At 67.3% G+C, this 14,173-nt stretch carries 17 protein-coding genes; 5 read left to right on the top strand and 12 right to left on the bottom strand.

Translation table 11 applies throughout. The annotated features are described in order from the left end of the window. Positions 1 to 6 precede the first annotated feature (6 nt). The 4 genes from BDI24065_RS04330 to BDI24065_RS04315 all read right to left on the bottom strand — a co-directional run bounded on the left by BDI24065_RS04330 (position 7) and on the right by BDI24065_RS04315 (position 3,731). On the bottom strand, positions 7 to 429 hold the full coding sequence (locus BDI24065_RS04330) for a hypothetical protein (protein ID WP_175030145.1): 423 nt from the start codon (positions 427 to 429) through the stop codon (positions 7 to 9). Between the two features lie 101 nt (positions 430 to 530). Then, entirely contained in the window at positions 531 to 1,589 is a 1,059-nt protein-coding gene (locus BDI24065_RS04325; RefSeq protein ID WP_175030144.1) for a permease, read from the bottom strand. Next, on the bottom strand, positions 1,586 to 2,713 hold the full coding sequence (gene mnmH, locus BDI24065_RS04320) for a tRNA 2-selenouridine(34) synthase MnmH (protein WP_175030143.1): 1,128 nt from the start codon (positions 2,711 to 2,713) through the stop codon (positions 1,586 to 1,588). Before mnmH ends, BDI24065_RS04325 begins: the two co-directional genes overlap by 4 nt. Positions 2,714 to 2,777: 64 nt before the next feature. Beyond that, positions 2,778 to 3,731, bottom strand: coding sequence for a LysR family transcriptional regulator (locus BDI24065_RS04315; RefSeq protein ID WP_175030142.1), 954 nt, complete (start codon positions 3,729 to 3,731; stop codon positions 2,778 to 2,780). Positions 3,732 to 3,897: 166 nt separating this feature from the next. On the opposite strand from BDI24065_RS04315, the gene BDI24065_RS04310 reads away from it, so the two are divergent. Both BDI24065_RS04310 and BDI24065_RS04305 read left to right on the top strand, forming a co-directional pair. Further along, on the top strand, positions 3,898 to 5,319 hold the full coding sequence (locus BDI24065_RS04310; protein WP_175030141.1) for a M20 family metallopeptidase: 1,422 nt from the start codon (positions 3,898 to 3,900) through the stop codon (positions 5,317 to 5,319). A 35-nt stretch (positions 5,320 to 5,354) separates the two neighbouring features. Next, positions 5,355 to 6,641 carry an MFS transporter gene (locus BDI24065_RS04305; protein ID WP_175030140.1) on the top strand — a complete coding sequence of 429 codons (1,287 nt, stop codon included), beginning with the start codon at positions 5,355 to 5,357 and terminating at the stop codon, positions 6,639 to 6,641. Between the two features lie 88 nt (positions 6,642 to 6,729). Here BDI24065_RS04305 and BDI24065_RS04300 read toward each other — a convergent pair whose 3' ends face one another. Continuing rightward, positions 6,730 to 7,782 (bottom strand): NADP(H)-dependent aldo-keto reductase, encoded by a 1,053-nt coding sequence (locus tag BDI24065_RS04300; RefSeq protein WP_175030139.1) that lies wholly within the window; start codon positions 7,780 to 7,782, stop codon positions 6,730 to 6,732. A gap of 147 nt (positions 7,783 to 7,929) precedes the next feature. Beyond that, positions 7,930 to 8,367, bottom strand: a complete 438-nt coding sequence (locus BDI24065_RS04295) for a PaaI family thioesterase (protein ID WP_175030138.1) — start codon at positions 8,365 to 8,367, stop codon at positions 7,930 to 7,932. Positions 8,368 to 8,545: 178 nt separating this feature from the next. On the opposite strand from BDI24065_RS04295, the gene BDI24065_RS04290 reads away from it, so the two are divergent. Both BDI24065_RS04290 and BDI24065_RS04285 read left to right on the top strand, forming a co-directional pair. Next, the gene (locus BDI24065_RS04290) at positions 8,546 to 9,025 is read left to right on the top strand and encodes a winged helix-turn-helix transcriptional regulator (RefSeq protein ID WP_175030137.1); all 480 of its coding nucleotides are present in this window, start codon (positions 8,546 to 8,548) and stop codon (positions 9,023 to 9,025) included. 344 nt (positions 9,026 to 9,369) lie between these two features. Continuing rightward, on the top strand, positions 9,370 to 9,993 hold the full coding sequence (locus tag BDI24065_RS04285; protein WP_011351878.1) for a phospholipase D family protein: 624 nt from the start codon (positions 9,370 to 9,372) through the stop codon (positions 9,991 to 9,993). Positions 9,994 to 10,099: 106 nt separating this feature from the next. On the opposite strand, the gene BDI24065_RS40990 is transcribed toward BDI24065_RS04285, so the two are convergent. Next, entirely contained in the window at positions 10,100 to 10,327 is a 228-nt protein-coding gene (locus BDI24065_RS40990; protein ID WP_254609674.1) for a hypothetical protein, read from the bottom strand. A 263-nt stretch (positions 10,328 to 10,590) separates the two neighbouring features. Between BDI24065_RS40990 and BDI24065_RS04275 the strand changes: the two genes are divergently transcribed. Further along, the gene (locus BDI24065_RS04275; protein WP_175030135.1) at positions 10,591 to 11,562 is read left to right on the top strand and encodes a GGDEF domain-containing protein; all 972 of its coding nucleotides are present in this window, start codon (positions 10,591 to 10,593) and stop codon (positions 11,560 to 11,562) included. A gap of 66 nt (positions 11,563 to 11,628) precedes the next feature. On the opposite strand, the gene BDI24065_RS04270 is transcribed toward BDI24065_RS04275, so the two are convergent. From BDI24065_RS04270 to BDI24065_RS04250, 5 genes are all read right to left on the bottom strand, one after another. Then, positions 11,629 to 12,102, bottom strand: coding sequence for a VOC family protein (locus tag BDI24065_RS04270; protein ID WP_175030134.1), 474 nt, complete (start codon positions 12,100 to 12,102; stop codon positions 11,629 to 11,631). Positions 12,103 to 12,254: 152 nt separating this feature from the next. Beyond that, on the bottom strand, positions 12,255 to 12,797 hold the full coding sequence (locus tag BDI24065_RS04265; RefSeq protein WP_175030240.1) for an aspartyl-tRNA synthetase: 543 nt from the start codon (positions 12,795 to 12,797) through the stop codon (positions 12,255 to 12,257). A gap of 178 nt (positions 12,798 to 12,975) precedes the next feature. After that, a complete protein-coding gene (locus BDI24065_RS04260; RefSeq protein WP_175030239.1) occupies positions 12,976 to 13,218 on the bottom strand; it encodes a hypothetical protein in 243 nt (80 codons plus the stop codon). 208 nt (positions 13,219 to 13,426) lie between these two features. After that, a complete protein-coding gene (locus tag BDI24065_RS04255) occupies positions 13,427 to 13,735 on the bottom strand; it encodes a phosphatidylserine/phosphatidylglycerophosphate/cardiolipin synthase (protein ID WP_175030238.1) in 309 nt (102 codons plus the stop codon). 52 nt (positions 13,736 to 13,787) lie between these two features. After that, complete coding sequence (locus BDI24065_RS04250) at positions 13,788 to 14,171, bottom strand: VOC family protein (protein WP_175030133.1); 384 nt, start codon at positions 14,169 to 14,171, stop codon at positions 13,788 to 13,790. Positions 14,172 to 14,173: the final 2 nt, after the last annotated feature.

The raw sequence follows: 14,173 nt of genomic DNA, 5'->3' as shown, positions 1-14,173 counted from the left end.
ACGACCTTACTCGTCGTCGTCGCTCCACGGGATCTCGACGTCGGTCAGGAACGCGACGGTCGCGAGCGGGCCACCTTCCTGGCGGCCGAGCTTGCCGTCCGCGCGATGCCATTCGACGCGAAACTGCGTGCCCGGATCGTCGGCAACCAGATAGACCGAGCGCAGCTCGTCCTTTTCGGCTTCGTCCACCGGGCCGTCGAACGACACCAGCATCTTCTGCGGCCACAGGCCGTTGACCGGATCGTAAATGCGGTCGCCCTGAGGAATGTCGATGCTGGCGTCGACGCCGATCGTTGCGGAGGCCTCGATGATCATCGTGCCGAGTGCGTTCAGCACGGCAGTCGCCCGCGCGGAATTGGCCTGGCGGATCGCGAGATCGCCGCGCGTCAGCGCCTTTTCGAGTCGAGGATGGATCTTCGGTTGGGTCATGCGTTTTCCTGTTTGCTTCTTGTAAATGGCGCCGCACGCGTGAAACGGCGGCGCCGGATAAATACGACGATTGCGCCCGTTTGGCGCGCCGCTTGCGCGCGTCAGAACCCGAGCGCGACCGCGAGCAGGCCGCTCGCGATCCCGAACACGACGACGAGGATCGCGACGATGGCCAGCATGTAAGGCTTGAACGAACGCGCGAGCATCGCGAGCGACGGCACGCTGATCGGCGGCAGCGTCATCAGCAGCGCGGCGGCCGGGCCAACGCCCATGCCGAGCGACAGCATCGCCTGGATGATCGGCACCTCGCCGGCCGTCGGGATCACGAACAGCATGCCCGCGACCGCGAAGGCGACGATCCAGCCGAGATGATTGCTGATGTCCGGGCCGATATGCGGGAACAACCATGCGCGCGCGGCGCCGAGCAGCAGCACGAGCACGATATATTCAGGCACGAGCCGCACGGCCATGCGCGCAAGCAGCTTCACCCAGCGAACGAACGGATTGCCGGCCGCGGCCTGCTCGGCCGCCAGCGCGGCGAGCTGTGCATCGTCGATGCTGCGGTCTTCAGGACGTGCGATGCGGTTCAGCAGATAGCCGATCCCGAACACCATCGCGATGCCGAGCACGAGGCGCAGCGCACTCCACTGCCAGCCGAGCACGAAGCCCATGAAGACCAGCGCCGCCGGGTTCAGCACCGTGTTGCCGAGCCAGAACGCGACCGCGCCGCCCGGCGATGCATGACGCGCACGCAGCCCCGCGACGACCGGCGCCGCGCAGCACGTGCACATCATGCCGGGCAACGACAGCAGGCCGCCCGCGGCAACGCTGCCGAAGCCGGTGCGACCGAGCACGCGCGCGACCCAGTGCGCGGGCAGCAGCGCCTGCACGGCCGAACCGAGCAGCAGGCCCAGCACCATCGCCTGCCAGATCGCCTTGCCGTACGCCCACGCGTAGTCGAGCGCGGCCTTCAGCGACGGCTCGGGCGCGGCCGCCGACGTGCCCATCAGGATCGACTGGCCGATCGAATGATGCTCGGCGGCAACGAACGCCTTGTTGTAGTACGGGAACCATTTCACATAGAACAGGCCCGCGACCGCGATCAGCAGGAAGGTCATCCAGCCGAGGGCCGGACTGGATTGGGTGCGTGTGGTCGTCATCGTGTGGTCGTCGATTGGTCTTGGTCGATTGCGGAGGTCGCGCCTGCGGCGAGCGCGGCCGATGCGGGCAACCCGGCTTGCGCGAGTTCGGCCAGCAGCACACGCGCCTGATCGCGCCCGTCGGCGGCATTGGGCCGGAACGTGAACGTTAGCGCCCGGTTCGGCTTGTTGTACGTTGCGCGATAAGTGCGTGCATAGGCGGGATCGTAATGCTTGTCGATCAGCTCGGTGAACAGTTCGGCCCGTGCGTCCGCATCGATCAGCGCCTTCCAGTGCGTCACCTGTTCGCGGCTGTGCAGGCCGATCAGCCGATGGAGCTGCGCCTTGAACGCGTCCGGGTCGTTGAACAGGTGCGCGTAATCGTCGAGGAGGAACGCAATGCGCTCGTCGTGCGCCGCGTCGACATGCACCCACGGCCCTGCGTGAAACGCTTCGATCAACGCGATCGGCAACTGCACGAGCCCGATCCTGCGGCTTTCCGATTCGACGAACACCGGCCATTCGGGGTCGAAACGCCCGAGCGTTTCGACGAGCCCCGAATCGAATCCCTTCTGCGCCGGCTGCGGCTTGCCCGGCAGCGCGCCGAGCAGCGACCCGCGATGGCACGCAAGTGCCTCGAGATCCAGCGTCTGCGCGCCCACGTCGCCCAGTGCGTTCAGCAGGCGCGTCTTGCCGCAGCCCGTATGGCCGACGAGCGCGATGTAGCGAAAGCGCGTCGGCAGCGAATCGAGCGTCGCGCACACCGACTGGCGGTACGCCTTGTAGCCGCCGTCGAGCTGGCGCGCCTTCCAGCCGATCAGGTTGAACCAGGTCGTCATCGAGCCCGAGCGCTTGCCGCCGCGCCAGCAGTAGATCAGCGGCCGCCAGTTGCGCGGACGGTCGGCGAACGTCGTGTCGAGTTGGCGCGCGATGTTGCGCGCGACGATGGCCGCGCCGACCCGCGTCGCCTCGTAGGGCGACACCTGGCGGTACATCGTACCGACGAGCACGCGTTCCTCGTTGCTGAGCACGGGCGCGTTCAGCGCGCCGGGAATATGATCCTCGGCGAACTCGAGCGGCGTGCGCACGTCGATGATCTCGTCGAACTCGCCGGCGCGATCGAGGGTGACAATCAGGTTCTTCAATTTGGCGTCGGACAGGGGCAATGCGGCTCGATGAGCCGCATGGGCACGGAAGGCGGATTGACGATTATCTCACGGGCCGGCGTCTCGGGCCGCGTGCGGCAGCCGGCGGTGTCGATGCGGCCTGCATCGCGTCGATCAGATGGTCGCGGAACGCGCGAACCGACGCGGGCAGATCGCGCCCCGCCATCGTCTGTACCTGGATGCTGCGCTCGCGCAGTTGCGGGTTCGTCACCGGTACGACGACGAAGCCGTCCGCGGCACAGCGGTCGCGCACCGACAGCAGCCCCGTGAACATCACCGCGCCCGTGCGCCGCGCGTAGCCGTACATCGCCGCCGTGTTGTTGCTCGTCAGTTCGGGCTCGAGCAGCAGCCCGTCGAGCGCGCACGCGATGTCGATGAGCTGGCGCACCGTCGTGCCGGCCTCGGGCAGCACGTGCGGGTGACGCGCGACATCGGCGAGCGACACCGCTTCCCGCGTCGCGAGCGGATGGTCGTGCCGCACCAGCGCGAAAATCGGCGCGCGCTCGGTATGGTCGACGCGCACGCCCTTCTCCGGCGCGAGGCTGAAGCTCAATGCGATGTCCACATCGCCGTCGCGCACGCGCCGCGTCGCATCCGCCGGTGACACCACCCACACGGAAAAATCGACACCCGGATGGCGTGCCTTGAAGCTGGCGAGCGTGCCCGGCAGGAAGTCGATCGCGAACCCTTCCGAGCACGCAATCTTCAGCAGGCTGCCGTGCAGCGCGTCGAGCCCGCCGATGTCCTTCATCACGTGCTCGGCCTCCAGCAGGCTGCGCTGCGCGAACGCCATCAGCCGCTCGCCGGCCTCCGACAGCGCCATCCCGCGCGGCCTCCGCTCGAACAGCGGTGCGCCGAGCTCGCTCTCGAGTTTCGCGATCTGGCGGCTGATCGCCGATACGGCCACGTGCAGCCGCGCGGACGCGTCGCTGATCGAGCCGGTGCGCGCCACTTCGACGAAATACCGCAACGCCAGGCCATGCAGGAAAGCCGCCATCGTTCTGTCTCCGCCCGGCCGCTGGCCGCGCTGCTTTGCCTTTTCGGCAAAGAAAGGTTCGAAATTCGATCATTGTGACAAAAAAAACGGCTTTCTAGAATCGATCGCACTTCACGCTGCACGCCCGATCCGGCGCATGCGGCGAACCCGACAGAGGAGACACGACTTGAGCCGTACCGCCGCCATCCAGCACGCGCTGAACCAGTTCGAATCCGGTGCGTTCTTCACGACCCTGAGCCGCCGCGTCGGCCTGCGTACCGAAAGCCAGGAAAGCGGCAACGAAGCCGCGCTGCGCGCCTACCTGACCGACGAGATCGCCCCCGAGGCCGCAGGCCTCGGCTTCACGTCGCGGATCGTCGACAATCCCGTCGACGGCGGTGGCCCGTTCCTGCTCGCCTCGCGCCGCGAAGACGACGCGCTGCCGACCGTGCTGATCTACGGCCACGGCGACGTCGTGCGCGGCTACGACGCGCAGTGGCGCGCGCCGCTGTCGCCGTGGACGCTGACGGCCGACGGCGACCGCTGGTACGGCCGCGGCAGCGCCGACAACAAGGGCCAGCACACGATCAACCTGGCCGCGCTGGCGAGCGTGCTCGACGCGCGCGGCGGCCGGCTCGGCTTCAACGCGAAGCTGCTGATCGAGATGGGCGAGGAAACGGGTTCGCCGGGCCTCGACGCGCTGTGCCGCCAGGAGCGCGACGCGCTTGCAGCCGACGTGCTGATCGCATCCGACGGCCCGCGCATCGCCGCCGCGCGCCCCACGGTCTTCCTCGGCTCGCGCGGCTCGGTCAATTTCAAGCTGAGCCTGCGCGCCCGCGACGGCGCGCATCACTCCGGCAACTGGGGCGGGCTGCTGCGCAATCCGGCGATCGTGCTCGCGCATGCGCTCGCGAGCCTCGTCGACGCGCGCGGCGCGATTCGCGTCGCGGGGCTGCGTCCGCCGCCGATCCCGGCCGCCGTGCGCGATGCGCTCGCCGATCTCTCCGTCGGCGGCGGCCCCGGCGATCCGGCGCTCGACGCCGACTGGGGCGAGCCCGGCCTCACCGCGCCCGAGCGCGTGTTCGGCTGGAACACGTTCGAGATCCTCGCGTTCAAGGCCGGCAACCCCGAGCACCCCGTCAATGCGATCCCGCCCGCCGCGTATGCGCACTGCCAGTTGCGCTTCGTCGTCGGTACCGACTGGGAAGCGCTGCCCACGCATCTGCGCACGCACCTCGATGCGCACGGCTTCACCGACATCGAGATCGACGTCGAGCGCGGCGCACCGGCGACGCGCGTGCCACCGGACGATCCGTGGGTCCGCTGGGCCGTCGCATCGCTGGCGCGGACCACCGGCAAGAAGCCCGCGATCCTGCCGAATCTCGGCGGCACGCTGCCGAACGAAGTGTTCGCCGACACGCTCGGGCTGCCGACGCTGTGGGTGCCGCACTCGTACCCGGCGTGCTCGCAGCACGCGCCCGACGAGCACCTGCTCGTGAGCGTCGTCAGCGAGGGGCTGCAGATGATGGCCGGCCTCTTCTGGGATCTCGGCGACGACGCACCGACCGTTCGCCGCGCGGCGCCCGCCGCGGCCGGCGCCGCCCTGTAACGCGCTTCGCCCCTTTCACGGGACCTGCATACACGATGAATACGACCACCCTGACCTCGCAGGAAGCCGCCCGCCCCAGCGCCGCGAAGATCCGGCGCATCATCTTCGCGGCGTCGATCGGCAACGCACTCGAATGGTTCGACCTGATCGTCTACGGCTTCTTCGCGGTGACGATCGCCAAGCTGTTCTTCCCCGCCACGAGCGAAGCGACGTCGTTGATGCTCACGCTCGGCACGTTCGGGCTGTCCTACCTGATCCGGCCGGTCGGCGGCTTCATACTCGGTGCATACGCGGATCGCGCGGGCCGCAAGGCATCGCTGCTGCTGTCGATCGCGATGATGATGGCCGGCACGCTGCTGATCGCGCTGATGCCGACCTACGCATCGATCGGCATACTCGCGCCGCTCGGGATCATGTTGTCGCGGCTGATGCAGGGCTTTTCCGCGGGCGGCGAATTCGCGAGCTCGACCGCGTTCCTCGTCGAGCACGCACCGCAGCGGCGCGGTTTCATGTCGAGCTGGCAGTTCGCGAGCCAGGGCCTCGCGACGCTGCTCGCATCGGGCTTCGGTGCGCTGTTGACGTCCACGCTGACGACCGCGCAACTCGAAAGCTGGGGCTGGCGCGTGCCGTTCCTGTTCGGGCTCGCGATCGGCCCGGTCGGGCTGTACATCCGCCGCTACGTCGACGAAGGCGTCGAGTTCAAGACGCAGGTGCGCTCGGAAGCGCCCGTGCGCGAGCTGTTCGCGGAACAAAAGCTGCGGGTGCTGCTGTCGATCGGCGCGCTCGTGATCTCGACCGCGATCAACTACATGATCCTGTACATGCCGACTTACGCGATCAAGCAGCTCGGGCTGCCTGCGTCGACGGGCTTCGCGGCCACGCTCGCGACCGGCTTCGTGCTCACGCTCGTCACGCCGGTCGTCGGCCATCTGTCCGATCGCACCGGGCGGATCCGCATGATGGCGGTCGCGGCGGTCCTGATGCTCGTCACCGTGTACCCGACGTTCGCGTGGCTCACGCGCCACGCATCGTTCGCGACGATGCTCGCCGCCCTGGTCTGGATCGGTGCGCTGAAGGCGATGTACTGCGGCGCGCTGCCGGCGCTGATGGCCGAGCTGTTCCCGTCGCAGACGCGCGCAACGGGGCTCGCGGTCAGCTACAACACCGGCGTCACGCTGTTCGGCGGCTTCGCGCCGTTCGTGATCACCTGGCTGATCAGCGCGACCGGCAACCGGCTGTCGCCGGCGCTCTATCTGATGGGCTGCGCGCTGCTGAGCCTCGCCGCGCTGTTCGTCGCGCGCACACGGCTCAAGATGCGATAACGGACGAAACGACGGCGCAGCAATGCTGCCGCCGTTGCGGCCCGTCGCGGCATCGCTGCCGCGCGGGCCGTGCGCCGCCTGGCTCGGGTCAAGGTGCCGGGTTCGGCTGCAGTTCGTGCAGCGCGTCGATCTCGGCAAAGATCTCGTCGGACAGCTTCACGTCGACGCTGCCGATGTTCTCCTTCAACTGTTCGAGCGACGTCGCCCCGACCAGGTTGCTGCGCGTGAACGGCCGGCTGTTGACGAACGCCAGCGCGAGCTGCGCGGGCGACAGCCCGTGACGCCGCGCGAGCGCGACATAGCGCGACGTCGCCTCGACGGCCTGCGGCTTGCTGTAGCGCTGGAAGCGCTCGAACAGCGTGATGCGCGCGCCAGCCGGACGCGCGCCGTTCTCGTACTTGCCGGACAGCCAGCCGAACGCGAGCGGCGAATACGCGAGCAGGCCGACGCCGTCACGATGCGCGAATTCCGACAGCCCGTTCTCGAACGTGCGGTTCAGCAGGCTGTACGGATTCTGGATGCTCGCGATGCGCGGCAGCCCGAGCTTCTCGGCCGCGCGCAGGAACTGCGCGACGCCCCACGGCGTTTCGTTCGACACGCCGATCGCGCGCACCTTGCCGGCCTTCACGAATTCCGCGAGCACGCCGAGCGTTTCCTCGATCGGCACCGTATAGGCGTCGTCGACCCACGGATAGGCCGGACGGCCGAACGTCGTCGTACTGCGATCGGGCCAGTGCAGCTGGTAGAGATCGACGTAGTCGGTCTGCAGGCGCTTGAGGCTGCCGTCGAGCGCTTCGGTCAGGTTCTTGCGGTCGAACTGGTTGCCTTCGCCGCGAATATGGCGCGGATTGTGCGGTTGCCGCGCCGGCCCCGCGATTTTCGTCGCGAGCACGATGCGCTCGCGTTGCGCACGATGCTGCGCAAGCCACGTGCCGATGTACTGCTCGGTGCGCCCCTGCGTGTCGGGCTTCGGCGGCACCGGATACATCTCCGCGGCATCGATCAGCGTCACGCCCTGCCCGATCGCGTAGTCGATCTGCTCGTGCGCATCGCGCTCCGAATTCTGCTCGCCCCACGTCATCGTGCCGAGGCCGATCAGACTGACCTCGATGCCCGAATCGCCAAGTGTGCGGTATTCCATGCTGGTCCTGTCGCGTCGGTGGAAAGCAGGAACGCTATCACATTGAAGCAACCGCTTCAGACAGGCGCCGCGTCCGCTTACAGGCGGCCTGCGGCGCCGGCGTGGCGGTTCACGCGCCGGCCCGGACGATGGCGCTGCCGCCCGGCGTTACTGCGGCCGCTGGATGAAGCAGGTCGCCGACGCATGCGCGACGATCTTGTCGTCCGCCGTCTTCAGCGTGCCCTCCGCGACGCCCAGCGAACGCGACAGGTGAATCACGCGCCCTTCCGCCACCAGCTCGACATCGCGCGGCACGGGCCGCAGCATCTTCACGTGCAGGTCGACCGTGCCGTAGCCGACGCCCGCATCGAGCATCGAATGCACCGCGCACCCGGTGACCGAGTCGAGCACCGTCGCGGCGAACCCGCCGTGCACGCCGCCGAGCGGATTCAGGTGCCGGCCGTCCGCCCGTGCCGAAAACTTCACATAGCCGAGCTCCACGTCGACCGGACGCATCGGGATCGTCTCGGAAATCGACGCGAGCGGCGCATCGCCCGATACCGCTGCGCGCAGCAGATCGAGACCAGACAGGGAAAGCGGGTTCATCGGGTTGTCTCCGGGTTGAAAGCGCGTCGCCGCGCGAGTAAGTTCCAAATTGGAACTCATTATTGACAACGATGACGGCCGTTGTCAACGTGGCCGGGCCCGTTGCAATCGAAGACGGGTTCTATAATCGAACCCGCTATTTCGCTGAACTGCCGCAAGAGATGCAAGAGACTCGACGATGAAATGGGATGACATCGGCACGCTGAACTGTTCGGTCGCGCGTACGCTCGCCGTGCTCGGCGACCGCTGGACCATGCTGATCCTCCGCAACGCGTTCCTCGGCTGCCGCCGCTTCGACGCGTTCCAGACCCAGCTTGGCGTCACACGCCATGTGCTGGCCGAGCGGCTCGCGCGGCTCGTTGACGAAGGCGTGCTGGTCAAGCGCGCGTATCAGGACCGCCCGCCGCGTTTCGAATACCGGCTGACGGACAAGGGCCTCGATCTCTACCCGACCCTGCTGGCGCTGACAGCGTGGGGAGATCGCTGGAAAGACGACGGCCAGGGGCCGCCGGTGCAGTTGCGCCACCGTACCTGCGGCCATCTGATGCATGCGGTTACCGTATGCTCGGTGTGCGGCGAGCCGCTCGACGCACGCGACGTGCAGCCGGAACGTGGCCCCGGGTGGATCGCAGCCGGCGCGCCTGCGGCCGAGGATTGAAGCGGCGTCGTGCAGACATGAACGCACGCGTGACGCACACGGATCGTTAGTCGCGCTCGCGCTGCTGTCGCGGGTCGCATCGACCCCGCCCCTCGGCTGCATTCGCGCATGGCTTGCACACCGCTATTCCGCCACCACCGTACGCGCAATCGCGCGCTGCTTTCGACTACATCCGCCGATCAAACCGATCACGCACGCGAATCCCGCACAACGCAACTTTGCGTCGTCACCACGACCGTCACCGGTCATCGCGATGAGTCATCCCGTCTCATCCACACGTGACCGGGCCGCCCCGTCTGCGTTACACTCACGGCCCGCTGTCTCGAAATTGTTCGCTGTCCAAGATGTTGTCGCGCAATCGCCTCGCCGCTGCCTGTCTCGCCGCTTCCCTCCTCGCCACACCGTTCGCCGCCTTCGGCAAGACGCAAAGTGAATCGCTGCTGCAGCAGGCGATCGACTTCGTGTCGCGATGGCTGCCGGCCCCCACCCACGAAGCACCCGCGACACAGGTCGTCGAATCGGCGTTTTCGCCCGACGGCGGTGCCGAAGCGCTCGTGCTCAAGGCGATCGGCGCTGCACGCAGCTCGATCCGCGTTGCCGCCTATTCGTTCACGTCGCCGCCCGTCACGCGCGCGCTGCTCGCCGCCAAGCGACGCGGCGTGAATGTCGCGGTGGTCGTCGACGACAAGGGCAATCGCGCAAAGAGCAGCAAGCAGGCGTTGAACCTGCTCGTCAACGCAGGGATCCCGACGCGCACGATCGACGCCTATGCGATCCATCACGACAAGTACCTCGTGATCGACGCCGAGCACGTCGAAACAGGCTCGTTCAACTACAGCGCGTCGGCGGCCAGCCGCAATTCCGAGAATGTCGTCGTGGTGTGGAACAACCCGCAACTCGCGTCGCGCTATCTCACGCACTGGCAAAGCCGCTTCGACCAGGGTACGCCGTACCGCTCCAGCTACTGACGCACGCCGCGCGGCGCTCGCCCCGTGCTCGATCCGCCGTGTTGCAGATGATCGGCGAGCATCGCGCGAAGATCAATTCAGCCGAATGGCCAGCGCGCCGCCGCACTCAATGGATTTCGGGCATCCGTCCGGTCGAGGCACCGGCCTGCGTCGTCGGCGCACAGCGATTCGCCTGTCCGCTCGCGCCGCTTGCCGATGAGGTTGCCGCGCCACCGGCACCGCCCGGCAACGCGCTGCTCACACACCCCACGCTGAATGTCAGCGTGTTCTGAACCATCGGATAAAGAAGATACAGCGCAAACGCGAGATAGCCTGCGTACAGAATTCGAACCATGGTGCAATGGGAAGCGATGAACGATTGGACTCGCCCTGTTTACGGCACTGCGCCGGGCACCTTGAGGCGTCGCGCATCCGATCGCACATCAGGGTGGAACGCGGCCCATGGCGCACGCTTCTCACCGCATCTGCATCGATCCGTGCCGCACCGAAACCGCCCGTCGCCGGCTTTGCAACGTGGCGATGTGCCGGACAATGCGCGATACTGTCCGGGATACGATCCCATGACCGGCCTCGCAGCCGGGACAAAAGACAAGGCCCATGCAAATCGCACCGAAACCGGCCGACGAGGCGGCCCGGCTCGATACGCTTCATTCGCTCTCGATCCTCGATACCCCGCCCGAAGAGCGCTTCGATCGCCTGACGCGTCTTGCACGCAGGCTGTTCGACGTACCGATCGCACTCGTCAGCCTCGTCGACGACGATCGCCAGTGGTTCAAGAGCCATGCCGGGCTCGACGTCACGCAAACGTCGCGCGACGTATCGTTCTGCTCACATGCATTGCTCGAAGGCAATACGATGGTGATCCAGGATGCGCTGAACGACAATCGCTTCCACGACAACCCGCTCGTCACCGGCGCGCCCGGCATCCGCTTCTACGCCGGCCGGCCGCTTACGGCGCCGAACGGTGCGCCCATCGGCACGCTGTGCCTGATCGACACGCGGCCGCGCTCGCTCGAACCCGACGAACTCGCGCTGCTCGGCGATCTCGCCCACATGACCGAGCGCGAGATCGCCGCGCTGCATTTCGCGACCACCGACGAACTCACGCAACTGACGAACCGGCGCGGCTTCGAGATCCTGGCCCGCCACGTGCTGAGCCTGTGCGATCGCCTCGACCGTCACGCCGCGCTGCTGTTCTTCGACCTCAACGATTTCAAGTCGATCAACGACCGCTTCGGCCATGCCGAAGGCGACCACGCGCTCAAGACGTTCGCCGATACGCTGACGGGCGCGTTGCGCGACAGCGACGTGATCGCCCGGCTTGGCGGCGACGAGTTCGTCGTGCTGCTGAGCGCCACCGATCCGGCCGACGTTGCCGAGCCGGTCGAACGCGTGACCCAGGCGCTCGCACTGCGCAACGCGGTCGACGCACGCGGTTACGACATCCGGTTCAGCGTCGGGCACGTCGACTACGATCCCGAGCACCATCGCGACGTGGCCGACCTGCTCGCATCGGCCGATCAACGGATGTACGAGGACAAGCAGCGCGGCAAGGCGGCCGGCGCCTGAGCGCGGGCCGGCCGGGTGCGGGCGCATGCCGCCGCCCTGCCGTTCAACTGCGGTTGCGTGGCGGCGTCAGCTTCCGCACGGCGGCGCGCTGGCCATGGCCTCGGCGATCTGCTCGGGTGTCAGGTCGCGCTGGTGCGTCGCAAGCGACCAGCGATGCCCGAACGGATCCTCGACCTGCCCGTAGCGATCGCCCCAGAACATGTCGGCAGCCGGAATCGTGACCGTCGCGCCGGCCGCAACCGCCTTCGCGATCGCTGCGTCGGTGTCCGCCACGTACAGGTGCAGGCAGACCGGCGTGCCTTTCAGCGCCTTCGGCCCGAGCGCGCCGTGCTCGGGCATTTCATCCACCAGCATCAGTGTCGAATCGCCAATCACGAGGCACGCGTGCGCGAGCCGGCCATCGGGCATCGCCAGGCGAAACTGTTCGCTCGCATTGAACGCGCGCTTGTAGAAGTCGATGGCTGCTGTTGCGCCGGCGCAGATCAAGTGCGGCGTCAGTGTGCGCATCCCTTCCGGGATCGGTTTGACGGACGTGGACATGGGTGTCGCTCCTTCGGTCGGTTGTCGTATCGGAATCGGGACGGACGCGCGATGCGCACGCCTCCGATGCTACGACGGACGAACCCGGTGGAAATCGACACGGCGACCGACATTTTTTTGAGTATCGGGGTGCGGGTTCCCCGCATCGAGCGTCATCGGCCCGTTCGGTCGGCCTTGTTGTCCGGCACGCCGAACTGCCGGCGGCAAGCCTCCAGCAACCCCGCCACCGCGTCGAGCGGCAGATCGGCAAACCGGGCGATCGGCAGCATCACGCCACCCGGCACCTTGGTGCGCGATGAATGTGCCGAGAACTGGTAGCCGATGTAACGATTTCCGGCGACGCTGATGATCCGGAATTCGGTGACATCACGCCATCGCGTGACGGGTTGTTCGCGTACGGCCCCGACCAGCCTGAAGCCCGTCTCGTCGATATGCAGCGCCATCCTGCGCCGCGACGACACGAAGAAGGCAGCACTCGCCAGCGCCAGCAACACGGCCAGCGCCGCCACCGGCCAGAGCGCCGGCGCGGCCGCATAACCGCACAGGCTCGCCGCGGCCAGCACCGCGCACGCAATCGCCCTTCTCTTCAGGCTCCGGCCGTCGACCGCCAGCGTCACCGGCAACTGCCCGACGACGGTTCCCGCGTCGGGATCGACGTGCCAGCCGGAATCGGTGCTTTCGCTTTCGTCGTTCATCGCGCGATCGCTCACATCGACGGCAACCGGATCATCGAGGGCGGACACCCTGTCGACGCGTCGAGACGGGCAGCGTGTCGACGGGAAATGGTCGCGATCGAGGACGGTACGCATTGACGCACGGCAACGCGCATTCGTCCACGCGGAACGGGCCACGTGCCGTCGGCATCGATCATGTTCAGTTGCACACCTTGACGGTGCCGTTGGTCGTGCATTGACCGGTGGCCCAGTGACTCTGCCCGGCAAGGTGAGGCGCCAGGCCGATGCCGCGGATCGGCGCGGCCGGCGACGATGCCGGAACGGCTGCAGCCGCCGACGCGGTGTCGGGCGACGGCAGCGGAGGACGCTCGGGAGCAGTCTGGCAAGCCGACAGCGCCAGACACAGTGCGGATGCCAACGGGGCAATGGGCGATCTGGACATGGTCTCGTACGCGTACGCGATATGCGCTTCCGGTAACGGTGCGCTGGAGATCGCGTAGCCCGTCAAGCCGTTCGACGCAACCGTCAACGCAGCATGACGGTCATCCGCCAATACTACTCCTCGCGGTCGACGTCGTGCGAGCAGCCGCTCGGCCAGGTGCCGCGTGCCCTGCAACGGCAACTGCCATCGCCGGCGCAAGCCGCGCCGGTCAGATTTGCGGCAGATCGCGCAACGTGCGCGACTCGCTCGTTGCATCGATGTCGAGCTCGATGCCTTCCGATGCATCGCGATACAGTACGCGTTTGAGCCTGGGCCCGATCGCGGTGTCGTCCGATGCCGAGAAGATTGCGCGGACATCGTTGCCTGACGCGAGCGCCAGCGCCACGTCCGCCACCGGCGCCTCGCTGGGCGTCGCCGCCCACGACCGGTCGGCCGGATTCACGGCCGCCCAGCGCACGTGCGTTACGCGCGCGCTGAGCGGATCGATTCGCACTCCATTCACCGCAAACATCGACATCGACATCGGCATCTCCTTCGAATTTTTTGCAGCCCGCCGTACCGACACGCGGTCACGGACGGCCCCAGATCTCGCAGACGTTTCCCGCCGGATCCGCCACGGAAATCGCGACCGTGCCGTCGCCGTAATCCCATTCGTTCAGGATACGGACGCGACACGATTCAAGCCGCGCGACGGCTTCGGAGACATGCGCCACTTCGATCGCCAGCGCAATGCCATGGCCGGTCGGTCGAAACTCCGGGTACGGAAACCGGCCACCGCTGCCCGTATGAACGGTCAGCGTCGCCCCGTCCACCACAAAGCGATGCCACGGATTCCCCGCAGCCGACACGCCTTCGGAATGCACCGGCAGCGCGAGCGCCGAACGGTAGACATCCACCACCGCCCTGAAGCGATCGTCTTCGACCGGCACCAGGATGCCCCGACTCGCGAACATGT

The organism is Burkholderia lata, assembly GCF_902499025.1.
In the GTDB taxonomy this organism is placed as follows: Bacteria; Pseudomonadota; Gammaproteobacteria; order Burkholderiales; family Burkholderiaceae; genus Burkholderia; species Burkholderia lata_C.
The sequence above is the reverse complement of the archived record's forward strand: the minus strand, read 5'-3'. Positions and strand labels throughout refer to the sequence as shown.